Raw genomic sequence first — 23,849 nt, 5'->3', positions numbered from 1 at the left:
AAGGCGTTGCGTCAGGACGAAGCGCGGCGAGTGCGCGCGCGCATCGCTGAACTCGAACAAAACTTGACCGCCGCCTCGGCCCAGACACGACAATTGCGCCAGGACGCAGGCCACGAGCTGCGCAATGCCAAGTTCCGCCTCGACCGCCTAGAGGAATGCATCGCGGCAATGCGTTGAACACGCCCCGCAATCGTCGGGTTCAGGGCACCATCACTGCCTGGCAATGCCATTGTTCGCGACAGGAGCTGCGAGGCCTTGGTCCGCTCCAATAGCCTTTGTCGGCGGCAGTTTGTTGTCGCAGGCCGTGAGCGCCAAAGCGACGAGCGCGAGGATCAGTCCTAGATTTTTCATCGCGACCTCCTCCAAGTCAGAACGAGGCGGGTGCCGGTTTGGTTGCGGCGATTGCGCCGAGGGAACAAAATGCGTCGCCTCCGGTTGATCCAGCGAAGGAGGACCGCCCACATGATCCGTTTGCTTCTGGTCGGCACGCTGGCCTTTGTCACTTACCGTTTCGCCCGCAAGATGATCGACGAGGTCCCCGACACTGTCGATCCGCTCTTGCTGCCGGCGCCTGCAAACGACCGCGAAGCGCTGCGCCGGCAGTCAGCGGCGATGGGCGTTGACCCAAAACGCTGATCGTATTGCTCGCCGAATAGGCGGAGCTGCTTCTCTGTTGCGAACAAAGCGGAAACGATGCTTGATGGGCGATGAACCTCGCCGCCCATGATTCGACCTTTTTGGACTCGACCGTCCAGCCGGCCTATCTAGCCCAGCTGAATGACGCCCAGCGTCAGGCCGTCGAACATGGCGACGGCAAGATTGCCGGCCCGCTGCTGGTCATTGCCGGGGCCGGCTCCGGCAAGACCAACACGCTGGCGCACCGCGTCGCCCATCTGATCGTCAAGGGGGCCGACCCGCGCCGCATCCTGCTGATGACGTTTTCGCGGCGTGCCGCGTCCGAAATGGCCAGGCGCGTCGAGCGCATCGCCGGCGAAGTGCTCGGTCGCGACGCCGCGGTGATCACGGATGCGCTCACCTGGGCCGGCACTTTTCATGGCATCGGTGCGCGGCTGTTGCGCGATTATGCATTGGAGATCGGCCTCGATCCGGCCTTCACCATCCATGATCGCGAGGATTCCGCCGATCTGATGAATCTCGTGCGCCACGAACTCGGTTTCTCCAGGACGGAAGCGCGCTTTCCGACCAAAGGCACTTGCCTTGCCATCTATTCGCGCGCCGTCAACGCGCAGGCCCCGCTCGGTGAGGTGCTGGGGTCTGCCTTCCCCTGGTGCGCGGGCTGGGCAGAGCAGCTCAAACAACTGTTTGCCGGTTACGTCGAGGCCAAGCAGGCGCAGAACGTGCTCGATTACGATGATCTGCTGCTCTATTGGGCGCAGATGACGGCCGAGCCTGAGATCGCCACGCATCTGGGCGGGCGTTTCGATCATGTGCTGGTCGACGAATACCAGGACACCAATCGGCTGCAGGCGTCGATCCTGCTTGCGCTGAAACCCGACGGCGCCGGGCTGACGGTGGTCGGTGACGATGCGCAGTCGATCTATTCGTTCCGCGCCGCCGAGGTGCGCAACATCCTCGACTTTCCCCGGCAGTTCGCCCAGACCGCCGACGTGGTGATGCTGGAGCGCAATTACCGCTCGACCGAGACCATTCTGGCCGCCGCCAATGCGGTCATCGGCGAAGCTTCGGAGCGCTTCACCAAGAACCTGTGGTCGGAACGTAAATCCGCCGACAAGCCAAGACTTGTGACCGTGCGCGACGAGGTCGAGCAGGCGAACTTCGTCTGCGACACCATCCTGGCGGAGCGCGAGGCCGGCACCGCGCTGAAGTCACAGGCGGTGCTGTTTCGCGCTTCGCACCACAGCGGACCGCTGGAGATCGAACTGACGCGGCGCAACATTCCTTTCGTCAAGTTCGGTGGCCTGAAATTCCTCGATGCCGCCCACGTCAAGGACGTGCTGGCGGTGCTACGCTTTGCCGAAAACCCACGCGACCGTGTTGCCGGCTTTCGCGTGCTGCAGCTCTTGCCAGGCATCGGCCCTTCCGCCGCCGCGCAGATCGTCGAGGCCATGACGTCGGCGCTGGACGAGGCGATGGGCCTGGCCGGCTGGCGTCCACCACAGCGCGCCGCCGACGACTGGCCGTCTTTTGTATCGCTCTATTCCGGCTTGCGTGCCGGCGCCAAATGGCCAGCCGATCTCGAACAGATCAGACTGTGGTACGAACCGCATCTGGAGCGCATCCACGAGGATGCGACAACGCGCCGGGCAGATCTGCTGCAACTGGAGCAAATCGGGTCGGGCTATGCTTCGCGCGAACGCTTCCTGACGGAGCTGACCCTCGATCCGCCGGACGCGACCAGCGACCAGGCCGGGCCGCCGCATCGCGACGAGGACTATCTGATCCTGTCCACGATCCACTCGGCCAAGGGCCAGGAGTGGAAGAACGTCTTCGTTCTGAACACGGTCGATGGCTGCATTCCGGCCGATCTCGGCGTCGGTACCAAGGAGGACATCGAGGAAGAGCGCCGGCTGCTCTACGTGGCGATGACACGAGCCAAGGACAGCCTCAACCTGGTCATGCCGCAGCGCTTCTTTCCCCACGGCCAGGCGGCGCGGGGCGACCGGCATCTCTATGCCTCGCGCACCCGTTTCATCCCATCCTCCATCCTTGCCGCGTTTCAGCAGCTTTCGTGGCCGGCCGCGCAAGCGGCGCAGGGCAGGGCAGCCCGGCCGGAGGTGCGCGTCGACATCGGCGCGCGCATGCGGGGCATGTGGAAATAGCAGGAGCCGATGTCGCAGCCGCCGATCAGGATCGCCATATCGGGCGCTCTCGGCCGCATGGGACGCCAGATGGCGGATGCGGTGCGGGCCGATGCGCGTCTGGCGCTTGCCGCCCGCTTTCACCGCCCAGGCAGTGTCGGTGACGGGCTGGTGAGCCGCGAGGAAGCGCTTGCCGCGGCCGATGTGGTCATCGACTTCACTACTGCGGCAGCCTCTGCCGACCTGGCGAGTGTCTGTGCGGATCGGGGCGGGCCAGCCCTGGTGATTGGCTCGACCGGTTTCGATGTGGCGGAAGCGGCCATTATTGCCGATGCCGCCAAAAACATCGCGATAGTTCGCTCCGGCAGCTTTTCGCTCGGCCTAAACATGCTGGTCGGATTGGTGGAGCAGGCGGCGAGGGCACTCGCCCCGCAAGACTGGGATGCCGAGATTTTCGAGGCGCATCATCGCCACAAGATCGATGCGCCGTCGGGCACGGCGCTGATTCTGGGGCAAGCCGTTGCCGGCGGGCGCGGCGTCGAACTGGACATGGTGGCAAGGCGCGTGCGCGACGGCGTCACCGGCGCGCGGCCGGTGGGCGAGATCGGCTTCGCGGTAGCGCGGGGCGGCAGCATCGTCGGTGAGCACAGCGTCTCCTTCTGCGCCGAGGGCGAGACCGTCACCGTGTCGCATGCGGCCGGCGACCGCGTCATGTTCGCGCGTGGCGCTATCGCCGCCGCTCTCTGGGTGGCGGGCCGCACCCCCGGCGAATACGGCATGCGCGACGTCCTGGGGCAGAGCGCTCGGGCGTGACGCCGCGAACGATTTTTTTGCCTCTTGGCTGAAAGCCAGCTGAAAGCTTGGGCATGTCATGACGGTTTTGCGGTGTCACCGCATGTCCGGCCTGCGACGGTCGGCGAGGGAGGAATGCGGCGCGGCTTCACAGCGCGTCGCCCAAATGGAGGAAGTTTTGTGACCGGTTTCATCTCGAAGTGTGCCTTGCGCACCGTTGCCCTGACGCTTGCCATCACCGCCTCGGGCGCCACGGCGGCATCGGCGGCCGACGAAAAGATTTCCATCATGGTGGGTGGCTACGAAAAGCAGATCTATCTGCCCGCCAAGCTCACCGAAGCCCTGGGCTACTTCAAGGACGAGGGTCTCGACGTCGAGTTGCTGAACGAACCGGCCGGCGTCGATGCCGAAAACGAGATGCTGGCCGGCGCCGTGCAAGGCGTTGTCGGCTTCTACGACCATTGCATCGACCTCCAGGCCAAAGGTAAATTCGTCGAGTCCGTTGTCCAGTTCAGCCAGGCGCCCGGCGAGGTGGAACTGGTTTCGACGAAGCATCCCGAAATCAAGTCGCCGGCCGATTTCAAGGGCATGAACCTTGGTGTCACCGGCCTCGGCTCCTCGACAAATTTCCTGACGGAATACCTTGCCGTGAAGAACGGCCTGAAGCTGGGTGAATTCACCTCAATCCCCGTCGGCGCCGGTGATACGTTCATCGCCGCCATGCAACAGGACAAGATCCAGGCGGGTATGACGACCGAGCCGACCATCACCCGGCTACTCAAGACGGGTGAAGCCAAAGTCCTTATCGACATGCGTACGATGGAAGGCACCAAGGCCGCGCTCGGCGGCACATACCCGGCCGCGTCACTCTACATGCAGACAGACTGGGTCGAGGCCCACAAGGATGTAGTGCAGAAGCTGGCCAATGCTTTCGTCAAGACGCAGAAATTCATCAATACCCATAGCGGCGCCGAAATCGCCGACAAGATGCCGAAGGACTACTATGTCGGCGACAAGGAGGGCTATGTGAAGGCGCTCGATGCCGGCAAGGCGATGTTCACCGCCGACGGCATAATGCCCGAGGGCGGCCCCCAGACGGTGCTGACCGTGCTGTCGGCCTTCAAGAAGGAACTGCAAGGCAAGCAGATCGACCTGTCGAAGACCTACACGACGGAATTCGTCAAGAACGCGAAGTAAACCCGTCTGCCGGCGCGATGCACCGCCTCGTGCCGGCAATCGTCTGGTTTTTCACGTCCGGAGGCCCTGGCCGACGGCGGTCTTCGTTCGAGGAGTTAGCCCAGCATGGCACAAGAAAAAAGCGCACCGGCAATTGAGCTGATCAATGTCAGCCGCCGCTTCCTGTCACCCACCGGCAAGTCGCTGACGGCGATCCGTGATTTCACCATGACCGTCGAGCGGGGTGAATTCGTCGCCGTCGTCGGCCCGACCGGCTGCGGGAAGTCCACCACCCTCAACCTCGTCACCGGATTGGCGAGCCCAAGCGCGGGCGAGGTCCGGGTCATGGGTGCACCCGTCAAGGGCATCGATTCCCGCATCGGCTTCGTCTTTCAAAGTGACGCGCTGTTTCCATGGCGCACGGTGATCGAGAACGTCATGGCCGGGCCGCTCTTCCGTGGCAGGGCCAAGGCAGAAGCGGCGGCCTCGGCGCGCGACTGGCTGGCGCGCGTCGGCTTGGCGCGCTTCGAGCATCACTATCCGCACCAGCTCTCCGGCGGCATGCGCAAGCGCGTCGCGTTGGCGCAGACCTTCATCAATGGCCCCGAGATTCTGCTGATGGACGAGCCGTTCTCCGCGCTCGACGTGCAGACGCGTGTTCTCATGCACGAGGAACTGCTGCGTCTGTGGTCCGAAGCCAGGGCTTCGGTAGTTTTCGTCACCCATGACCTGGAGGAAGCAATAGCGCTGGCCGACAAAGTCTATGTGCTGACCGCCGGGCCGGCGACGGTGAAGTCGGTCTACACCATCGACCTGCCGCGCCCGCGCGTCGTCGCCGACATCCGTTACGAGCAAAGCTTCATCGACTATTCGCGCACCATCTGGGCCGATCTCAAGGAAGAGGTCGAGACCAGCTATGCCCGCGCTGCCGCGTGAGGGAGGACACAATGACCGATGCCACCATCGACATCAGGGCAGGAAGCTTCAGGCCAGGAACTTCGGACGCCGAAATAGAAGCCGCCGCCGCCAAGGCCGCGCAGCATCGCCGCCGCACCGTGATCTTCTGGCGGTACGCCATCCTCATCGTCTTCCTCGCCGCCTGGGAAATCGCCGGGCGCAAGGCCTGGATCGATCCGTTCTTCTACGCCACGCCAAGCGCAATCGCGCAGAGGCTCTATGAGTGGATGACGGAAGGCACGTCCGAAGGGCCGCTCTGGTACCATCTCTATGTCACGATGGAGGAATCCGTCCTCGGCTTCGTCACAGGCTCGGTTGCCGGCATCATCATCGGCGTCGCGCTTGGCCGCAACCGCATGGCCGCCGACATCTTTTCCATCTACATCAAGGTCATCAACTCCATTCCTCGCGTGGTGCTGGCGCCGATCTTCATCATGATCCTCGGCCTTGGCCTTGCTTCGAAAGTGGCGCTGGCCTTCATCATGGTGTTCTTCGTCGTCTTCCACAACGCCTTCCAGGGCGTGCGCGAGGCCGACCGGGCGATGATCGCCAATGCCCGTATCCTCGGCGCCTCCGACTGGCAGCTGACCCGCTCGGTGATCGTGCCGTCGGCGATGAGCTGGATCTTCGCCAGCCTGCACGTCAGCTTCGGCTTCGCCATCATCGGCGCCATCGTCGGCGAGTTCGTCGGCTCACGTTATGGTATCGGGCTCCTGATCAACATCGCCAAGGGCTCCTTCGACGCCGCCGGCATGTATGCCGCGATCGTCATCATCATGGTCGTGGCGCTGGGCGCGGAATATCTGATGACGATGGTCGAGAACCGGCTGGCGAAATGGCGTCCGCAGCCGCTGCACGAGACGAAGTAAGCAGATCCCAGCGGGGCAAGGCCCTTAGAGCGGTTCAGAGTTTGATAGAATCTCTGGCCCGCTCTAACTTCTTGTTTTTACGCAATTCCGGATGGAAAACCGCTACGCACTTTTCCTGGAATTGCTCTAGCCGCCGGCTAACGGCAGGCGCACCTCGACGACCAGGCCGCCGGTCGCGCCATCCGCAAGGGTGATGCGACCGCTGGCATTTTCGACCACCTCGCGCACGATGGCGAGCCCGAGGCCGCTGCCTTCGTCGGTCGCGCCGGTCAGCCGGTAGAAGCGCTCGAAGACATGGTCGCGCTCCTCGGCGGGTATGCCTGGTCCGTCGTCGGTAACCGTCAGCACGGCCTCGCCACCGGCGGTGGCAAGCTTGACGGTGACGGTGCCGCCTGCCGGTGTGTAGCGCAGGGCGTTGTCGACGAGATTGACGATCATCTCCCGCAGCATCGTGCCGTCCCCGATGACCGGTACGGCGCCAGTCTCATCGAGGCCAAGATCGACGTTGCGATCAATGGCCCTCGGCGCGTGCGTTTCCAGCACTTGGCGCGCGGCTTGCGTCAGGTCGATGCGATCGGCGCGCGGCCGCCGGCTGCCCGGTTCCGCGCGCGACAAGGTCAAGAGCTGTTCGGCCAGCCTCGCCAACCGGGCGGAGCTTGCCTGCAGGGCGACGAGTGCTTCCCGGCGCGCATCGACAGCGTTTTCTCGCAGCGCGTAGCTCGCTTGCGTCGACAACAGCGCCAGCGGCGTGCGCAACTGATGCGCGGCATTGGCGATGAAACGGCGCTGCGCCGCCATCTGCGCCCGCACCCGTTCCATATAGGCGTTGAGCGCATCGACCAGCGGCCGGATTTCGCTCTGCGCACCGGCGACTTCGATGGGGTCGAGTTCGCTGCGTTTCGGTGAGCGCACTGCGTCGCGCAGCCGGATGAGCGGCGTCAACCCTCGCCGCAGGCCGAGCAGCACGAAGACGCCCGCAATCGCCACCGGCGCCAGTTGCTGGGTGAAGGCGCTGAACCAGAGATGCCGTACCATCGCGTCGTGGCCGAAAAGCGTGACGCCGACCGTGACCGATATCGGCGAGTCGTCGCCGGCCCCGACCACCGCGTGCGTAAATGTCAGCAGCCGCAGCGTCTGGTCGCGATAGGTCGCTTCGATGCTGGGGCGTCCGGGTGTCTTGGGCAGCCCGGGATAGCCTGTCAACAGCCGCCCCCCGGCTGCCTCGACACCGTAGTAGACCCTGTCGCGGTCCCCGGTGTCGAACATCTCGAGCGCTGCCGGCGGTACCGTGGCGTTAATCACTCCGTCGGTCATTGCGACCTGCTCGGCAATCATCCGTGCCGATCCGACCAGCATGCGGTCAGTGATCAGATCGGCGGTCGCCAGTGCATTGCCATGGCTGGTCCACAGATTGACGGTGGCGAGCCCGGCGAGGGGCAGCACCACCCAGGCCAGAAGTTGCAGGCGAAGACTGTTAATCCTCATGGCGCCAGATCATCGTGGCGCAACAGATAGCCGAGGCCACGCAAAGTGGCGATCTGGACGCGCGACCCTTCAAGCTTCTTGCGCACGCGGTGCACATAGATCTCGATGGCGCTGGGATCGGCGTCGGTCTCGAAATCATAGATCGCCGCGGACAGTGCGGCCTTGCTCACGGTGCGTCCTGCCTTGATCATCAATTGCTCGAGCACGGCATGTTCGCGCGGCGTCAGGGCCAGCGCCTCCCCGCCGAGCGAAAACAGCCTGGTGTTGGTGTCGAAGACGAGGTCGCCGCAGGCAACGACCGGTGCCGTCCGGTCATTGACGCGGCGCAGTTGCACGCGGATGCGTGCTTCAAGCTCCTCGATCTGGAAGGGCTTCGCCAGATAATCGTCGGCGCCTTCGTTGAGGCCCTTGACCCGGCCATCGAGGCTGGCATTGGCGGTCAGTACGATCACCGGCACCCGGTTGCCGCGGGCTCGCAGCATGCGCAGCACTTCCAGTCCGCCCATGCGAGGCAGCGCAAGATCGAGAATGACAAGCGCGTGGTCGCCCGCGGCAAGCGCGTGCTCCACATCCTCGCCGTCATGGACGATGTCGACGACATAGTTCGCCTGGCGCAGGGTCTTGCCCAGCCAGTCCGCCAGTTCGCGATTGTCCTCCACAAGCAGCAATCGCATGTCTATTGCCGTTCCAGCATCCGCCCGCTTTCGGTCTCACTGGCCGCCTCGGGCTCGATCGTCGATCCCATTCGCCAATCGGGCCCGAAATGATCGATAGTATCGATCGCAACGCAAGGCAAATGCGGCTTGGGCCGCGGCCGGCGAAACCTCCAGACTGTCCGAGCGACGCGAAAATCCTCCCAAGACACGCCACTCTTGTTTTTTTGAATGAGCCCAAGGCATTGGCTTCATCAGCCGATCTTCGCAGTCGGCAAAAAACATTTCACGTTCAGGAATAAAAGCAGGCTGCTTCTGGTCTTCTCCTCAGCGGAACCGTCCTCCCAAGACGCCGCCCAACGGATGAACCAGGAGATTGAAATGAACAGGCTTGCTTTCGCTACCGCCGCTATCCTTATCGCAACCGGAGGTGCGTTCGCCGGCAGCGACCACTTTGGCTCCGACAATGCCAACCAGCCGGTTGCTTCGGTCGCCGGCGTGGATCACGCCACCACCGGCGCCTTCAACAGCAAAACGAATACGACCGGCCACAAGGCTGCCGACACCAAGATGGAGCCCGCCATCGACTGGCCGGAGCCCGGCCAGGGTATCTGGGGCAACTGAGGTCTCGGGCGCGACAAGTCTGCGTACCCGCGAGATATCGGATTTCTAGCTCAGATCCTTCGGCCGCAGGCAATGTGTCAGCCGCGCCGACGACAGGCCAGACCAGTCGTCTTCAAGGACGAAGCGCGCGAGGGCTGCTGTTGGAAATTTTTCATCGAGCCTCCTGCGCGCCTTCGCCTCGGATCGCGGTCCGGCAAGCTGTTTTGCCAGATCCTCTAGGCCTGGATTGTGGCCGAGAACCACCAGGCAGCCGCTCGACGGGTCTGCTTTGCGTACCTGCCTCAGAATATCCGCCGCTGACGCATCGTAGAGTGCCTCGGCGAACGCGACCCGAGGATGCACGGGCAGTTCCGCGGCCACCAGCCGCCACGTATCGCGGGTGCGTAGCGCCGGCGACACCAATGCCAGGTCCGGCAGCCAGTCGCGCGCGGCAAGCTCGCGGCCGATCAATCGGGCCGCCTTCAACCCACGTTCGGCGAGCGGCCGGTCGAAATCATCGAGATCGCGGTCGTCCCAGCTCGATTTGGCGTGGCGAAGCAGGAGAAGCTGTTTCATGGCCGTGTTCTCGGCTTAAGGCGTGATCCGCGCCAGCTGCTCCAGGTCGGCTTCCTCGCGCAGCGGGTCGGGCGCCATCACCACCGAGGTACCGTTCTCGGCATCGTCGGCGAAGTGGGCAAGCACGGCGCGGCCCGCCTCCATGCGCGCCTTGCCTTCGGCCACCAGTCCCAGCGCCAGCGGATAGAGCCGATGCTCGGCCTTCAGCACCCGGGCAGCCAGCGTATCGGCGTTGTCGCCGACCATCACCGGCACCGCCGCCTGGGCGATGATGGGGCCGTCATCCATCTCGGGCGTCACGAAATGCACCGTGCAGCCATGGATGCGGATGCCGGCGGCCAGCGCGCGCGCATGGGTATCGAGCCCCTTGAAGGCCGGCAGCAGGGCAGGGTGGATGTTGATCATCCGGCCCTGCCATTTCTGGACAAAGCCGGGGGTCAGGATGCGCATATAGCCGGCCAGCGCCACGATGTCGGCATGGAAGGCCGCGAGTGCCGCGTCGATCGCCGCGTCATGTGCCTGCTTGCCGCCATGGTCGGCGCGGGAAATGACCTGGGTGGCGATGCCGCGCGCCTTGGCGACGCCGAGGCCGGCGGCGTCCGCCTTGTCGGAGATGACGCCGACGATCTCGGCCGGGAAGGCCGGGTCGCTGGCCGCCGCTATCAGCGCGGTCATGTTGGAGCCGCGCCCCGATATCAGGACGACGGTGCGCTTTCGCTGCGTGCTCATAGGCCGATCGAGCCCCGATAGATGACGCCGGCGTCGCGGCGCGGCACGATGCGGCCGATCGGCGTCACCGTCTCGCCGGCTTCCTGCAGCACGGCCGCGACCTGCGCCGCCTGACCCGAAGCGACAGCCAAAATCATGCCGATGCCGCAATTGAAGGTGCGCATCATCTCTTCCGGCGCTACGCCGCCGGTCTTTGCCAGCCACGAGAACACCGGCGGCACGTCGATCGCCTCGAGATCAAGCTCGGCCGAGAAATCCTTGGGCAGCACGCGCGGAATGTTTTCCGGGAAGCCGCCGCCGGTGATGTGGGCGAGCGCCTTGATGCCATGCGTGTTGCGGATCGCCTTGAGGATCGATTTCACATAGATGCGGGTCGGCTCGAGCAGCGCCTCGGCGAGCGTCGCCTCATCGTTGAACGGTGCCGGATCGCTCCAGGCAAGGCCGCTTGCGGTCACGATGCGGCGCACCAGGGAAAAGCCGTTGGAGTGCACCCCCGAGGAGGCGAGGCCGAGCAGCACGTCGCCTTCGACGATGTCGTCGGTGGGCAAAAGCTGGCCGCGTTCAGCGGCCCCAACGGCAAAGCCGGCGAGATCATAGTCCTTGCCGTGATACATGCCGGGCATTTCCGCGGTCTCGCCGCCGATCAGCGCGCAGCCGGCCTGGCGGCAGCCCTGCGCGATGCCGCCGACGATCGCGGCACCCTGGTCGGGATCGAGTTTGCCGGTGGCGAAATAGTCGAGGAAGAACAGCGGCTCCGCGCCCTGCACGACAATGTCGTTGACGCACATGGCGACGAGGTCGATGCCGATCGTGTCGTGCTTGCCGGCGTCGATGGCTATCTTGAGCTTGGTGCCGACGCCGTCATTGGCGGCGACCAGCACCGGATCGGTGAAACCGGCCGCCTTGAGATCGAACAGACCGCCGAAGCCGCCGATCTCGCCATCCGCGCCTGGCCGGCGCGTCGCGCGCACCAGCGGCTTGATCTTCTCCACCATGAGATTGCCGGCATCGATGTCGACGCCGGCCTCGGCATAGGTGAGCCCGTTTCTGCGCTTGGCCGTTTTGTTCTGGCCCGTTTTATGCTGGCCGGTTTCGCGCTTGCTCATCGCAATGTTCCTGCTCGTTTGCGGGCTCTTCGCATGAACGGTTTCGGTCCGCAAGGATAACGGCCGAACCGGGCGCCGTTTGGCCCGACAAAAGCGTGGATAGCCGGGGCGCATCGCACACGGCGTTTGCTCCGGCCCAGCCTGCTCCCTTGCCTCGACCCTTCATCTCCCTCATCTATCTCCAGGCATAATACGGCGGGACAATGCGTTGACCATCCCCAACCTGATCACCATCCTGCGTCTTGTCCTGGTGCCTGCCGTGGTGCTGGCCATGCTGCAGGCGCGTTGGGATTGGGCTTTTGCCGGCTTCGTTGTCGCCGGCGTTTCCGATGGCGTCGACGGCTTCGTCGCCCGCCGCTTCAACCAGCAGTCGACGCTCGGCGCCTATCTCGATCCGATGGCCGACAAGCTGCTTTTGGTTTCGGTGTTCGTCGTCATGGGTTTCATCGGGCAATTGCCGCTCTGGCTGGTCGTCACGATGGTGTCCCGCGACGCGCTGATCGTCTGCGCGGTTCTGTTGTCCACGGTGATGGCCCATCCGGTCGAGATAAAACCGTTTCTGGTGTCGAAGGCCAATACCGCCATACAGATCGCGCTGGCGGCGGTTGTGCTGGGTGAACTCGCCTTTGCCATGCACCTCGACCCTCTGCGGCCCGCCCTCATATTGCTGTCCGGGGTCTTGACCGTGGCTTCGGCCGCGGCCTATCTCGTGGCTTGGCTGAGGCATATGAACGGCTATGGCGAAGGCGGTAAATCGGGCTGACAAGCCCATCGACGGCAAGGCTGCCCGCAAGCCGGCTGCCCGCAAAGCGGTGGCGCGGGGCAAGACCGTCGACGACCAGATGGTCGTCGTCGTGCCGGCCGGCGAGACGGCGGCAGAGGCAGAGGCGTCCTCGGCGTTCCGCCGGCAGATCTTCTTCTGGCTGGCGGGTGCCGCGATCCTGGCGCTTTTCCTTTATGTCTTCAGCGGCGTCCTGCTGCCCTTCGTCGCCGGCATGGTGCTTGCCTATTTCCTCGATCCGGTCGCCGACCGGCTACAGCGGCTCGGTCTCAGCCGCTTCATGGCGACGGTGGTCATCCTCATTACCTTCCTCATCGTGCTAGTGCTGGCCTTCGTCATCCTCATTCCGGTGCTGGCGACGCAGATGACCGATTTCGCCGGCAAGCTGCCGGAGTACCTGACCCGGTTGCAGAGCCTGATCACGTCGTTTGACCCGAAATGGCTGGAACAGAGATTCGGCGTCAACGCCAATGGCTTGCGCGACGGACTGAATTCACTGCTGAACTCCGGCTTTGGCCTGATCACCACCGTATTTACCTCGCTGTGGAGTTCGGGCATGGCGCTGGTCTCGGTGGTCAGCCTGTTCGTGGTGACGCCGGTCGTGGCCTTCTACATGCTGCTCGACTGGGACCGCATGGTGGCGGTCATCGACAGCTGGGTGCCGCGCGACAACGTGGCGACGGTGCGCGCCATCGCGCGCGACATCAACACCGCCACCGCCGGCTTCGTGCGCGGGCAGGGCACGCTCTGCCTGGTGCTCGGCGCCATGTATGCCACCGGCCTGACGCTGACGGGGCTGAACTTCGCCATCCTCATCGGCCTGTTCGCCGGGCTGATCTCCTTCATCCCCTATGTCGGCTCATTGACCGGGCTGGTGCTAGCCGTTGGCGTGGCCTTCGTTCAGTTCTGGCCGGACTGGACGATGATCGTCGCCGTTGCCGTGGTCTTCTTCATCGGCCAGTTCATCGAAGGCAACATCTTGCAGCCCAGACTGGTCGGCAAAAGCGTCGGCCTGCATCCGGTATGGCTGATGTTTGCGCTGTTCGCCTTCGGCGCGCTGTTCGGTTTTGTGGGGCTTTTGATTGCCGTTCCAGCATCCGCGGCGGTGGCCGTTCTGGTACGCTTCGCCATCGCTCGCTATCTGGAATCACCGCTCTACAAGGGCCATGCGACAGAGCTCGCGCCGCCGTTGCCGGCCGATCGCGGCGGCGGCCACCGCACGCAACCGCGTCGCTGAAGTGACGGCCCAGCGAACCGACCCGCCGCGCCAGCTGCCGCTCGATCTCGGCCACGGCACAGGTTATTCACGCGACGAGCTGGTCGTCTCCGGCACCAACAACCAGGCGGCCGCGCTGGTCGATCGCTGGCCGGATTGGCCAGCACCGGTCGTGGTGCTGGCAGGCCCCGCTGGTTCGGGCAAAACGCATCTGGCCTCGATCTGGCGTGCCCGCGCCAACGCGCTTGCCGTCGACGCCAGGCGCATGGGCGACAGCATCGCCAATCTCGGTGCGCGGCCGGCACTGATCGACGATGTCGACATCGGCGCCGTCGATGAGGAGGGCCTGTTCCATTTGATCAATTCCGTGCGCGGTGCCGGCTCGACGCTGCTTCTGACGGCGCGGCGCTTTCCGTCGGCCTGGGGCGTCAAGCTGCCAGATCTTGCCTCGCGTTTGAAGGCGGCGGCGACCGTCGAGATCCACGAGCCCGACGATCTCCTGCTCGCCGGCGTCATCACCAAGCTGTTCGCCGACCGGCAGGTCGAGGTCGAGCCGCATGTCGTGCAGTATCTGGTGCGCCGCATCGAGCGGTCGCTAGCAACCGCGATGCGCGTGGTGGAGCGCCTGGATCGCACCGCGCTGGAGCGCAAGATGCCGATCACAAGGGCATTGGCGGCCGAAACCGTCAACGCCATGGACGAGGGGCAGGGCGAATTCGAGATTTAGAATGCCTCGATGTTCAGCTGGCCTACAAACGGCGGCTCCGCAACCGCCGTCCCATTTCGGGAAATAACAGCTGGCACTCATCTTGCAGCGTGAGCTTGCCGGCTGACCCCGGTCCTGATTGCGTTCCAAATCAGGTTGTAGGCTCGCCGGGAATGAGGTGCTTGGGGTTCTCGCCCGGCGAGCTTGCCAATCACAGCCAAAGTCTGACGAAATGACGGACCAACAGATAGACGGCTGAGTGCGCGGCAACATAGCAGGCCGCGACCAGCACAAAAATCCCGATGCTGGCAGGCCAGGAACGGGAAGCGGCTATGCCCGGGGCGAGCCTGGCGTGCCTGCGGCTCTCGCGATTGTTCCACATCGCCAAGGCCGCGCAGGCGATCGCCCACGCCACCATGAAGGGAACCGTCACGCCCGCATAGGCAAAATAGGCCGGCCCGAACAGCGACACCCAAGCATCGATCCCAAGCACCGCAAATCCCCCGTTTTGCCGGAGTTTAAGCCGGCAATGGCGAGGGAAGCGAGCCTGAAATGGTGAAACCCGGCTGGGAAAGCATGCGGTCAGGTGAGTCGGCCAATCCAGGTGCGACTGCACACGAGGGCGCGTAGATCGCATGGGATAAGAAGGGATGGTCGGAGTGGAGAGATTCGAACTCCCGACCCTCTGGTCCCAAACCAGATGCGCTACCAGCCTGCGCTACACTCCGAACGGTCTGTTGCCTATTCATTTCGGTGTTACATGGCAAGTGCAAAAACCTTGCCGCCGCTGCCAATGCGCAGTAATGACGGCCCTAGGGGCGGCGATGCCGCCTTGCACAACAATGAGGTGGCCATGTCCGCGCGCATTTTCAGCCCAGCCAAAACCGCGATGCAGTCCGGCAAGGCCAAGACCGGCCACTGGGTGTTGGAATTCGATCCCGAGATGCGCAAGAAGATCGACCCCCTGATGGGCTACACCACGTCGGGAGACATGAGAAGCCAGATCAGGCTCACCTTCGGCACCAAGGAAGAGGCCGTGGCCTACGCCGAAAAGGAAGGGCTTGCCTTCCGCGTCGAAGAGCCGAAAGAGCCCAAGCGCCGCCAGATTTCCTATGCGGAGAATTTCCGCTATGACCGCAGAACGCCCTGGACGCATTGACCGGCTAGCCCAGCGCGAACATCTACCGGCCCCGAGCCGGCCAGCGGTCCCGTAGCTCAGCTGGATAGAGCACCGGCCTTCTAAGCCGATGGTCACAGGTTCGAATCCTGTCGGGATCGCCAATAATTTCAATTGCTTACGCCGCATGACCTGACGAGGTCAACCAATCCTCACCCTCGCCTGCCGGTGCCGCGACGCCGTGCAACGGAAGCCTGGAGCGGGAGTCCCGGGCCCACCCGCGCGGGGGTCCCTGGAATTATTTCGTGATCTGTCCGGTTGGAACCTCGGCCAATACCGCGCGTTCGGGGCCTTGTATTCGTGGAGCCTCATGAAAGGCAATGTGCGGTCCGGCGAATGGGGTGGGGCGCACAACAGAATGGGTTGGGGAGGAGAAGCCAGGCCATGTCGAAACGTGAGATTGGAACGTCCCCTGCGTTGGTGCGGCGCATCGCCGAACTCAGGGCCCGAATGCAGGATGCCGAAATTTCCGGCCATGAGATGAAAACCTTTCACAAGGTCGCCGCCATCATGGGGGCCGGTGACGGTTCCTTGCGGCTGGATGCCGACGACATGATCGCGGCATCCTTCGTTGTCGAGGCGGCTGGGCCGGCGTCCAGCCACTGACTTCGGAATTCTCCCGTCCGAGATCCGATGAGTTTCAACCCACCGGGGCACGGCCGCCTGTTGGCGATCATGCCCCGCTCCCGGCCGTCTGATCTCGTCTCTCCGCCATCCGATCTCGAATTGAAAGGAAAGTCTTATCATTTTGTTTGCGTTGGCGCGTCATAGTAGGGACGGCTAACGGAGTGAAAGGGATGAAGCTGGACCTGTCGCCGACCAGCTGGGGCAGGGTGATCGCCGTCACCGCCGCCGGCACGGCATTCTTCATTGCCGTGGCGTTTTTCGTCGATTCGTTCAACTTCCCCTATCTTTCGCCCGAGTCTGTCTGGCGCGCTGAGCTGACCGACCTTCTGCTGCCCCTGGGGCTGGGCGGTTCGTTTCTGTTTTTCCTGATGTGGAAGATCCGCCAGCTGGCGATAGCCCAGCGCGAGCTCAGCGTCGTCGCCGCGACGGACAGCCTGACGGCGGTGCTGAACCGCGGCGCCTTCTCGATGCTGGTCGAGGCCTATCTCGAGCAGACCCGCAAGCAGGAAGAGACCCGTTCAGGCGCGCTGTTGATCATCGATGCCGACCACTTCAAGTCGATCAACGACCGCCTCGGCCATGATTGCGGCGACCAGGCGCTCAAGCTGATCGCGCAGGCGATCAAGGGCCAACTCCGCGGTGGCGATATCGTCGGACGGATCGGTGGCGAGGAGTTCGGCGTATTCCTTCCCGGTGTCGACCCCTCGCAATCCTGGCTGGTTGCCGAAAGCATCCGCCGACGGATACGCGAAATGGACTTTTCCCCGGGCGGCCGCTCCTGTCCGCTTTCCGTCAGCATCGGCGGTACCAGCTTCAGCGGGCCGACCACCTACGAGGCAATATTCTCGGCCGCCGACAGACGGCTTTATGCCGCGAAATCGAATGGACGCGATCAGGTCAGCTTCGACCCGACGGAAGCCTCCCTGGCGTCGCCGCCCAGCGCCGCCACCGTGCACTGACGGCGGCCTCGCGGTAGGCTGAAAACGCACCGCTTGCTTGACGCTTGCTTGTCCGTGTGCTTCCTCCGGCAAGTAATGTACTAAGTATCGCCAGAAAATAGGCCCGCTTCTTAGTCCCTCGATCGTGTCATTCGCGGGTACAGCACGGCCCTTGGGCGCAGGCAATTGAATGGCGAAACGCCCGGGTAGAGCCCAGTAAGCACCGCGACCATGATCCATTTATTCAACGGCTTTCAGAACCCGTTTGGCGGCAGTGAGCGCGAAACCCTGGAGTTGTACCGGCTGTTGGGCGCCGACTCACGGGTGTGCCTGTGGGCAACCTCGTCTCGCGTATCCGAAGGCCTGATGCAGGAATTTCCGATACGCCGCGTCTCGGCGGCAACACACAATGTGCCGGATGGCGGCACCTATGTCTTTCTTGGCGCGCATTGGCGCAACAAAATGTGGCCCTACCTGATCCCGCGTCCGCGCCGGCTGATCTATGTCTTCAACACCTTTCATCCCAAGATTATCGCTCTGACGACACGCAGGCCGCGCCTGCTGCGTTGGCCGGCTACCGAACTGGTGCTGATCTCCGAATTTCAGAGGCGCATGCTGCAGGTCGAAGGCGTCGTCCATGCCTCGCCGATCGACATCGGGCGCTTCTCGCCGCGGCCGGCAAGGCCAAACGGTCCGTTCACGGTGGGGCGGCTGAGCCGCGACACGGCGGACAAGCATCACGCCGACGATGTGGCGCTCTACGAGGCATTGCTTGGCGATGGCATCGCGGTCCGGATTCAGGGCGGCATGCCGCTCAAGGACAGGCTCGTGCCGCATCCGCAACTCGAACTCCTGCCGCAGGGTGAATTTGCCGCCGAACAGTTTCTGCCGACGCTCGACGTCTTCTATTATCGCACCGGCTCCCATGTGGAGACGTTCGGCCGTGTGGTGTTCGAGGCGATGGCCTGCGGTTTGCCCGTCGTGTGCCATTCTCATGGCGGCTATGCCGACCATATCAGGCATGGTGAAAACGGTTTCCTGTTCGAAACGACGCAACAGGCGGCGCGGATTCTGGCCGAGCTTAAAGCCGATCCGGCGCTGCGGCTGGCCGTAGGCCAGAAAGCGCGGCAAACCGTCGAGCAACTGTTTTCGCCGGAGACACAGCGAGAGCGGCTGAGTTTCTACCGGCGGTAGCAGCTTCTGATCGTCCCGATTGTCGATTCGGCGTCAGTGCGACGGCGCTCCCAGATGGCGCGCCAATCGGCAGCCATAAAATATGAGTGATTTCTAATTTATTCCCACCCAACGCTATGGCCATTTCCAAGGATTCTCTTATCTCATTGATCTGTTGGGGTGACCTGTGCCGGCTTGCGGCCACGGGACTGGGTTCTAGGGGCAAACAATGGCCAAGCCGGGCGAGCGCGAAAGCGCATGATCCACCTGTTCAATGGCTTTCAGGATTCATTTGGTGGCAGTGAACGCAAGACGCTCGAATTGTATCGGCTGCTGGGCGCCGAGAACGAGGTGCGTCTTTGGGCGGCATCGTCCAGGGCGTCTGACGAATGGACGCGCCAATTTCCGATCCGCCGCATCTCGCCGCTGACGCGGCAGGTTCCGGACGGCGGCACTTACGTCTTCATAGGCGCGCATTGGCGAAACAAGATGTGGCCTTACCTGATCCCGCGCCCACGACGGCTAATCTACGACTTCAGCACCTTTCACCCCAAAGTCATGGCGTTGACGACGCGCATGCCCACCATGCTGGGTTGGCCAGCAGCCGAGTTGGTGCTGGTTTCCGATTTTCAGAAACGCATGTTGCGGGCCGACGGCGTCGTGCACCCATCACCGATCGACATAGGGCGGTTCCCATCACGGCCGGCAAGGCCTGATGGTGCGTTCACGATAGGCCGGATGAGCCGCGACACGCCGGACAAGCACCATGCCGACGATATCGCGCTCTACGAGGCTCTGCTGGCGGATGGCGTCGCGGTGCGGGTTCAAGGTGGCATGCAGCTTGGAGACAAGCTCCCCGCGCATCCGCTACTCGACCTGCTACCTGTGGGGCAACTTCCAGCAGAAAAGTTCCTGCCGACGCTCGACGTTTTCTACTATCGCACCGGCTCGCATGTGGAGACGTTCGGCCGGGTGGTGTTCGAGGCGATGGCCTGCGGCCTGCCCGTGGTCTGCCATTCGAATGGTGGCTACGTCGACCACATCAGACATGGCGAAAACGGCTTCCTGTTCGAAACGACACAACAGGCGGCGCGGATCCTGGCGGATCTCAAAGCCGACCCGGGCCTGCGGGCGACGGTCGGCCGCAAGGCGCGGCTGACCGTCGAACAGCTGTTTTCATCGCAGGCGTTGCAAGAACGCTTGGATTTCTACCGGCGTTAGCGGCACGGCGCCATCTGCCTTCAGATATTCTCCGCCAACAATCCACGTAGCCGTTTGGCATCAATCCCGACATCGCGCTAAAGCTGGCATCACGTGAATCGTGGGCGGCCGGCATCGGTGCGCAGACAGATCGAGCAGGGCTTCTACCGATGACATTGATGGGCGCAGCGGCACTGCTGATCCTGGTCCTGACCTATGCCGGCGTCGCCATCGGCCGCATACCTGGCCTGCGGCTCGACCGGGCGGGTATTGCGCTGCTTGGCGGCGCGGCGATGATCGCCATCGGCGCGCTCAGCATGGAGGACGCCTATCGCGCCATCAATTTCGACACCATTACGCTTCTGCTCGGCATGATGATCGTGGTGGCGCATCTGAAGGTATCGGGTGCCTTTCGCGGTCTCGGCGCCATTGCCATCGAGCATGCGCATGCGCCGTTCATGCTCCTGGTAATGGTGACGTTCCTGACCGGCGTGCTGTCAGCCTTCCTGGTCAACGACGCCATCTGCCTGGTCATGGCGCCGATCGTCGTCCACGTCACCCGCGTCATCAACCGCAATCCGATCCCCTATCTGATCGCCACCGCAACCGCTTCGAACTGCGGCAGCGTCGCCACCATCACGGGCAACCCGCAGAACATGGTCATCGGCGCGCTGTCGGGGATTTCCTATCCGGCCTTTTCGGCGGCGCTCGCGCCGGTCGCCTTGTTCGGCCTTGTCGCGGTCATCGTCATTGTGCGGATCGTCTATCGCGCCGAATTCACCCGCAACGGCGAACTGGCGCCACACATCTCGCGCGGCCGCATGCATCGTGGCCAGGTGCTGAAGGCGGTGGTCGTCTGCATCGGGCTGGCGATCGCCTTCTTCGCCGGTGTTCCCGTAGCCAAGGCAGCGCTCATCGGCGGCGCCATCCTGCTGCTCACCCGCGCCATCAAGCCATCGCGCATTTACCATGAGATCGACGGACCGCTGCTGTTCATGTTCGCGGGTCTGTTCGTGGTGGTTGCCGGCGCGGAAAAGACGCTGCTGACGCCTGACATGATCGCCTCTGCCAAGAACATCGGGCTCGACGATGTCTGGAGGCTGTCGGGGTTCACTGCCGTGTTGTCCAACATCATGAGCAATGTTCCTGCCGTGCTGGCGCTCAGGCCATTCATACCCGGCCTGGCGGACCCCGAGCGCGCCTGGCTGGTGGTGGCCATGAGTTCGACGCTGGCCGGCAACTTCACCTTGCTCGGCTCGGTTGCCAACCTGATCGTCGCCGAACAATCCAAGGCCGCTGGCACACCCTTGTCTTTCGGCGCTTTCTTCAAGGTCGGTCTGCCACTGACACTGATCACGCTCGCGTTCGGCACTGCCTGGCTGGCGGCGATTGCCTGATCAGTCCTGCGGCTGGACCGATTCAGGGCGCTACATCGAGATGGCCCCTCATGTTGGGGTGGAAGCGGCAGAAATAGTCGACCGCTCCCGCTGTCTTGAGGGTCACTTGTCCCTTGGATTTAGGCGGGATCATCACCTCCCAGCCGCCCTTCACGGTGGCTGTATGGGCGATCACGTCCTTGTTCACCCACTCGATCGTGTCGCCGACCTTCGCATCGACGCTGGCCGGCAAAAAGACGAGCTTCTCGATGGTGACCTGGATGGTTGCCGCCGCTGCCGGCGCCGCTGTCAGCGTAGGTACCAGCCCCAGCATGGCCAGCCCCGCCAGATGGCCCAAGGCGCCCGCTTTCATTTCAGCATGCCGGCGACGTGTTCGGCATGCTGCTCATGGCCCTGGAAGATCTTGAGGCCGGTCTCGAGCAGGCTCTTCAGTTCGGCATTGCTGGCCGAGGGAATGAGCAGCGTTTCGAGCGCGCCGTTGACCTGCTTGTGGTAGGCGACCTCGTTTTCAATATAGGCCTTGTCGAAAGCCGCGCCTTTCAGCTTGGCGAGCTTGGCGCGTTCCTCAGTCGCAGCCTTGGTCAGCGCCTGGCTGGTGGCGTTGTCCTCGGGCTTCACCTTGAGCTTCTTGACGAGATCGAGCGCCTGCTTGTTCACCGCTTCGTGGTCGCGCTCCATGTCCTTGGCGAAATCGATCACCTCCTTGCTCTTTGATTTCTTGATCGCCTGCTTGGCCGCCTCGATGTCGAGGACGCCGGCCGTATAGGCAATATGGGCGATCTGCGGGTCGGTCGGCTTGTCGGCGGCGTGCGAGACCGGGGCAGCGCCGACGAGAAGCAGGGCGGCAAGGGCAACGGTATATCGGGTGAACATGGCATCCTCCTTGGCCCGACCGCGCGGAGGCGCCGGGCTCGAATTTCAGTTGACGCTCATTGGATGCGCGGCGGGGGGAAACGTTCCCGGAAAATCAGGACGGCATCATTCGAAACCCAGCCGTCCCATCACCGCCTGGGTCAGTCGCTCGCAGCGCCGCCCGGCGAACGGGAAGGCATCGAGCAGCACTGGACCGATTTCATCGTCCAGAGCCTTGCGCAGCAGGACACGGGCCCGGTGCAGCCTCGTCTTGATGGTCTCCGGCCGCACGCCAAGCAAATCGGCGGTTTCCTCCATGCTCAGGCCCTCGATGACGCGGGCGACGAAGACCATGCGGTAGATGTCGGGCAGACTGTCGGTCGCCCGTTCGACAAGTGCGAGAATCTGCCGCTGCGCCATCGCCCGCTCCGGATCGTCGTTGGAATTGAGGGGAAACCGGATGATCTGTGCTTCCGGGTTGTCAGGCATCTCCACTGTGCGACGCTTCTTGCGCACGCGGCCGAGAGCTTCGTTGATGACGATGCGCGACAGCCAGGTGGCAAGCGTGGATTCGCCGCGAAACGCCGCCAGGCTGGCGAAGGCGCTGACATAGGCCTCCTGGACGACATCCTCGGCTTCGGCATCGTTGCGCAGAATGCCGCGCGCTATGCGGTAGAGCCGCTGGTTGTGTATCTTCATGATGGCGCGAAAGGCATCCGGCTCGCGCGCCAACGCCTGGTGGACGAGCAGCATGTCGCTGGAAGAGCTTTCGGCAACCATGCGTGCCGTGGCGGGCATTGCGAGCTTGCTCATAGCGACCGGATCTCCCCGAACAGACGCCTCTTCGAACAGACGCCTCCTTCGAATAGACGCCTCCTTCGACTAGACGCTTGACTGCACGTTGGATGCGCCTGCCGGCAAAAGGTTCCCGGATCGGCAGGATCCAGGCTCGTTATTCTAGGCCGCGGCCAATCCCTTGTCTGCCGTCTGCACGCGGGCGGCCGCCGCCAGCAGGTCGGTCTGCGTGATCAGGCCGAGAATGCGCCGCTCGCCGTCGACGATGACCACGGCATGGCTGCGGCCGTCGGTCAGCACGGGAAGCAGGTTCATCGCCGGCGTCTCGGGCGAGGCGGTGCCGGCTTTTGCCATCACGCCCTTCACCGTATCGACGGCTTTCGTCAGTTCGCGCAGGCCGACGGCGCCAACCAGCCGGGCATTCGCATCGACCACCGGCAACGTACGGATATTGTGATCGAGCAGTTGCTGGCGTGCCTCGTCGGTGGTGGCTTGTTCGGGCACCGAAATCACGTCGCGCGACATGATGTCCTCGCACAGCAGCGTCCGGTGCGACCGAACCATGGCCTGCAATTCGACCTGTCGCAGCAGTCGTTCGAGGTCGTCGCGGTCGATATCGAAGGTCTCGTCGAGCGCCGTCAGCGCCGCGTCGATGTCTTCGGGTCGGAAACCGGCGCGCTGCTGAGCCGGCGGATCGGCGGTACCGTGGCTGTTTGCGGCCGGTGCGGCGACATGCGGATAGTTGCGCCGCGCCAGCTTGTGGAAAAGGAAGCCCAGCGCCACCAGGATGGTCGAATTCAAGGCCACAGGCACGAACGGGAACAGGAAGCCCGCGCTGATGACGGCCGGCCCACCGAGCACCGCCGTCAGCGCGGCGGCACCACCTGGCGGATGCAGGCAGCGCGTGAACGACATCGCGGCGATGGCCAAGGCCACCGCGAGACCCGAGGCCATCACCGGATCATGGATGAAATGCGCCACGGTCACGCCGACCAGCGCCGATATGGAATTGCCGCCGATGATCGACCAGGGCTGCGCCAGCGGGCTCGCCGGCACGGCGAACAGAAGCACGGCGGATGCGCCCATCGGCGCCACCAGCAGGGCCACGTGCGGGCCGCCGCCCATCGCCAGCCCGCTGATCACGCCCGTCAGCGCGATGCCGATCGTGGCGCCGATGCACGCCAGGATGCGTTCGCGCAGCGTCGCGCCGGCGAGGATGGGAACAAAAAGACGAAAGGCCATGGCAAGCTTTATAACGAAA

General features: G+C 63.7%; 27 protein-coding genes and 2 tRNA genes. 18 read left to right on the top strand and 11 right to left on the bottom strand.

Going from position 1 to position 23,849, the window contains the following annotated elements; translation table 11 throughout:
- Positions 1 to 6: 6 nt before the first annotated feature.
- From EJ077_RS19660 to EJ077_RS19630, 7 genes are all read left to right on the top strand, one after another.
- Positions 7 to 177: a hypothetical protein gene (locus tag EJ077_RS19660; RefSeq protein WP_245458461.1), complete on the top strand. Its 171-nt coding sequence runs from the start codon at positions 7 to 9 to the stop codon at positions 175 to 177.
- 285 nt (positions 178 to 462) lie between these two features.
- Complete coding sequence (locus EJ077_RS19655) at positions 463 to 636, top strand: hypothetical protein (RefSeq protein ID WP_208695710.1); 174 nt, start codon at positions 463 to 465, stop codon at positions 634 to 636.
- Positions 637 to 707: 71 nt separating this feature from the next.
- Entirely contained in the window at positions 708 to 2,801 is a 2,094-nt protein-coding gene (locus EJ077_RS19650; RefSeq protein WP_208695709.1) for an ATP-dependent helicase, read from the top strand.
- Between the two features lie 9 nt (positions 2,802 to 2,810).
- Positions 2,811 to 3,593, top strand: coding sequence for a 4-hydroxy-tetrahydrodipicolinate reductase (dapB, locus tag EJ077_RS19645; protein WP_208695708.1), 783 nt, complete (start codon positions 2,811 to 2,813; stop codon positions 3,591 to 3,593).
- Between the two features lie 171 nt (positions 3,594 to 3,764).
- Complete coding sequence (locus tag EJ077_RS19640) at positions 3,765 to 4,769, top strand: ABC transporter substrate-binding protein (protein WP_208703056.1); 1,005 nt, start codon at positions 3,765 to 3,767, stop codon at positions 4,767 to 4,769.
- Between the two features lie 105 nt (positions 4,770 to 4,874).
- The gene (locus EJ077_RS19635) at positions 4,875 to 5,684 is read left to right on the top strand and encodes an ABC transporter ATP-binding protein (RefSeq protein ID WP_208695707.1); all 810 of its coding nucleotides are present in this window, start codon (positions 4,875 to 4,877) and stop codon (positions 5,682 to 5,684) included.
- 11 nt (positions 5,685 to 5,695) lie between these two features.
- The gene (locus tag EJ077_RS19630) at positions 5,696 to 6,574 is read left to right on the top strand and encodes an ABC transporter permease (protein ID WP_208695706.1); all 879 of its coding nucleotides are present in this window, start codon (positions 5,696 to 5,698) and stop codon (positions 6,572 to 6,574) included.
- A gap of 126 nt (positions 6,575 to 6,700) precedes the next feature.
- Here EJ077_RS19630 and EJ077_RS19625 read toward each other — a convergent pair whose 3' ends face one another.
- Entirely contained in the window at positions 6,701 to 8,059 is a 1,359-nt protein-coding gene (locus EJ077_RS19625; RefSeq protein WP_208695705.1) for a sensor histidine kinase, read from the bottom strand.
- Positions 8,056 to 8,733, bottom strand: a complete 678-nt coding sequence (locus tag EJ077_RS19620) for a response regulator (protein WP_135883557.1) — start codon at positions 8,731 to 8,733, stop codon at positions 8,056 to 8,058. Before EJ077_RS19620 ends, EJ077_RS19625 begins: the two co-directional genes overlap by 4 nt.
- 360 nt (positions 8,734 to 9,093) lie before the next feature.
- Between EJ077_RS19620 and EJ077_RS19615 the strand changes: the two genes are divergently transcribed.
- Positions 9,094 to 9,336, top strand: a complete 243-nt coding sequence (locus EJ077_RS19615; protein WP_208695704.1) for a DUF680 domain-containing protein — start codon at positions 9,094 to 9,096, stop codon at positions 9,334 to 9,336.
- Positions 9,337 to 9,381: 45 nt separating this feature from the next.
- Here EJ077_RS19615 and EJ077_RS19610 read toward each other — a convergent pair whose 3' ends face one another.
- Genes EJ077_RS19610 through purM form a run of 3 tightly spaced genes read right to left on the bottom strand, consistent with a single transcriptional unit; the run spans position 9,382 to position 11,726 of the window.
- On the bottom strand, positions 9,382 to 9,891 hold the full coding sequence (locus tag EJ077_RS19610; RefSeq protein WP_208695703.1) for a SixA phosphatase family protein: 510 nt from the start codon (positions 9,889 to 9,891) through the stop codon (positions 9,382 to 9,384).
- Between the two features lie 15 nt (positions 9,892 to 9,906).
- Positions 9,907 to 10,620: a phosphoribosylglycinamide formyltransferase gene (gene purN / locus EJ077_RS19605; RefSeq protein WP_208695702.1), complete on the bottom strand. Its 714-nt coding sequence runs from the start codon at positions 10,618 to 10,620 to the stop codon at positions 9,907 to 9,909.
- On the bottom strand, positions 10,617 to 11,726 hold the full coding sequence (gene purM, locus EJ077_RS19600) for a phosphoribosylformylglycinamidine cyclo-ligase (protein WP_208695701.1): 1,110 nt from the start codon (positions 11,724 to 11,726) through the stop codon (positions 10,617 to 10,619). The genes purN and purM overlap by 4 nt, the downstream gene beginning before the upstream one ends.
- 208 nt (positions 11,727 to 11,934) lie before the next feature.
- On the opposite strand from purM, the gene EJ077_RS19595 reads away from it, so the two are divergent.
- The 3 genes from EJ077_RS19595 (at position 11,935) to hdaA (ending at position 14,450) form a co-directional block, all read left to right on the top strand.
- Positions 11,935 to 12,489: a CDP-alcohol phosphatidyltransferase family protein gene (locus EJ077_RS19595; protein WP_208695700.1), complete on the top strand. Its 555-nt coding sequence runs from the start codon at positions 11,935 to 11,937 to the stop codon at positions 12,487 to 12,489.
- A 79-nt stretch (positions 12,490 to 12,568) separates the two neighbouring features.
- On the top strand, positions 12,569 to 13,744 hold the full coding sequence (locus EJ077_RS19590; RefSeq protein ID WP_208703055.1) for an AI-2E family transporter: 1,176 nt from the start codon (positions 12,569 to 12,571) through the stop codon (positions 13,742 to 13,744).
- Between the two features lies 1 nt (position 13,745).
- Positions 13,746 to 14,450 (top strand): DnaA regulatory inactivator HdaA, encoded by a 705-nt coding sequence (hdaA, locus tag EJ077_RS19585; RefSeq protein ID WP_208695699.1) that lies wholly within the window; start codon positions 13,746 to 13,748, stop codon positions 14,448 to 14,450.
- 190 nt (positions 14,451 to 14,640) lie between these two features.
- On the opposite strand, the gene EJ077_RS19580 is transcribed toward hdaA, so the two are convergent.
- Positions 14,641 to 14,922 (bottom strand): hypothetical protein, encoded by a 282-nt coding sequence (locus EJ077_RS19580; RefSeq protein ID WP_208695698.1) that lies wholly within the window; start codon positions 14,920 to 14,922, stop codon positions 14,641 to 14,643.
- Between the two features lie 158 nt (positions 14,923 to 15,080).
- A tRNA-Pro gene (locus EJ077_RS19575) sits at positions 15,081 to 15,157 on the bottom strand.
- 125 nt (positions 15,158 to 15,282) lie between these two features.
- On the opposite strand from EJ077_RS19575, the gene EJ077_RS19570 reads away from it, so the two are divergent.
- The 7 genes from EJ077_RS19570 to EJ077_RS19540 all read left to right on the top strand — a co-directional run bounded on the left by EJ077_RS19570 (position 15,283) and on the right by EJ077_RS19540 (position 20,941).
- On the top strand, positions 15,283 to 15,588 hold the full coding sequence (locus EJ077_RS19570) for an ETC complex I subunit (protein ID WP_127276639.1): 306 nt from the start codon (positions 15,283 to 15,285) through the stop codon (positions 15,586 to 15,588).
- Between the two features lie 45 nt (positions 15,589 to 15,633).
- A tRNA-Arg gene (locus tag EJ077_RS19565) sits at positions 15,634 to 15,710 on the top strand.
- Positions 15,711 to 15,990: 280 nt separating this feature from the next.
- Complete coding sequence (locus EJ077_RS19560) at positions 15,991 to 16,212, top strand: hypothetical protein (RefSeq protein ID WP_208695697.1); 222 nt, start codon at positions 15,991 to 15,993, stop codon at positions 16,210 to 16,212.
- 191 nt (positions 16,213 to 16,403) lie between these two features.
- Complete coding sequence (locus EJ077_RS19555; protein WP_208695696.1) at positions 16,404 to 17,192, top strand: GGDEF domain-containing protein; 789 nt, start codon at positions 16,404 to 16,406, stop codon at positions 17,190 to 17,192.
- A gap of 345 nt (positions 17,193 to 17,537) precedes the next feature.
- Complete coding sequence (locus tag EJ077_RS19550; RefSeq protein WP_245458460.1) at positions 17,538 to 18,365, top strand: glycosyltransferase family 4 protein; 828 nt, start codon at positions 17,538 to 17,540, stop codon at positions 18,363 to 18,365.
- A gap of 237 nt (positions 18,366 to 18,602) precedes the next feature.
- Positions 18,603 to 19,565 carry a glycosyltransferase family 4 protein gene (locus EJ077_RS19545; RefSeq protein WP_208695694.1) on the top strand — a complete coding sequence of 321 codons (963 nt, stop codon included), beginning with the start codon at positions 18,603 to 18,605 and terminating at the stop codon, positions 19,563 to 19,565.
- A gap of 149 nt (positions 19,566 to 19,714) precedes the next feature.
- Positions 19,715 to 20,941 carry an anion transporter gene (locus tag EJ077_RS19540; RefSeq protein ID WP_208695693.1) on the top strand — a complete coding sequence of 409 codons (1,227 nt, stop codon included), beginning with the start codon at positions 19,715 to 19,717 and terminating at the stop codon, positions 20,939 to 20,941.
- 22 nt (positions 20,942 to 20,963) lie between these two features.
- Here EJ077_RS19540 and EJ077_RS19535 read toward each other — a convergent pair whose 3' ends face one another.
- The 4 genes from EJ077_RS19535 to EJ077_RS19520 all read right to left on the bottom strand — a co-directional run bounded on the left by EJ077_RS19535 (position 20,964) and on the right by EJ077_RS19520 (position 23,830).
- Positions 20,964 to 21,293 carry a cupredoxin domain-containing protein gene (locus tag EJ077_RS19535; protein WP_208695692.1) on the bottom strand — a complete coding sequence of 110 codons (330 nt, stop codon included), beginning with the start codon at positions 21,291 to 21,293 and terminating at the stop codon, positions 20,964 to 20,966.
- On the bottom strand, positions 21,290 to 21,814 hold the full coding sequence (locus EJ077_RS19530; RefSeq protein ID WP_208695691.1) for a DUF4142 domain-containing protein: 525 nt from the start codon (positions 21,812 to 21,814) through the stop codon (positions 21,290 to 21,292). The genes EJ077_RS19535 and EJ077_RS19530 overlap by 4 nt, the downstream gene beginning before the upstream one ends.
- 105 nt (positions 21,815 to 21,919) lie before the next feature.
- Entirely contained in the window at positions 21,920 to 22,606 is a 687-nt protein-coding gene (locus EJ077_RS19525; protein WP_208695690.1) for an RNA polymerase sigma factor, read from the bottom strand.
- 144 nt (positions 22,607 to 22,750) lie between these two features.
- On the bottom strand, positions 22,751 to 23,830 hold the full coding sequence (locus EJ077_RS19520; RefSeq protein ID WP_208695689.1) for an HPP family protein: 1,080 nt from the start codon (positions 23,828 to 23,830) through the stop codon (positions 22,751 to 22,753).
- Between the last annotated feature and the right edge of the window lie 19 nt (positions 23,831 to 23,849).

The sequence above is a fragment of the Mesorhizobium sp. M8A.F.Ca.ET.057.01.1.1 genome (genome assembly GCF_003952565.1).
In the GTDB taxonomy this organism is placed as follows: Bacteria; Pseudomonadota; Alphaproteobacteria; order Rhizobiales; family Rhizobiaceae; genus Mesorhizobium.
This window is presented reverse-complemented; position numbering and strand designations above follow the sequence as displayed.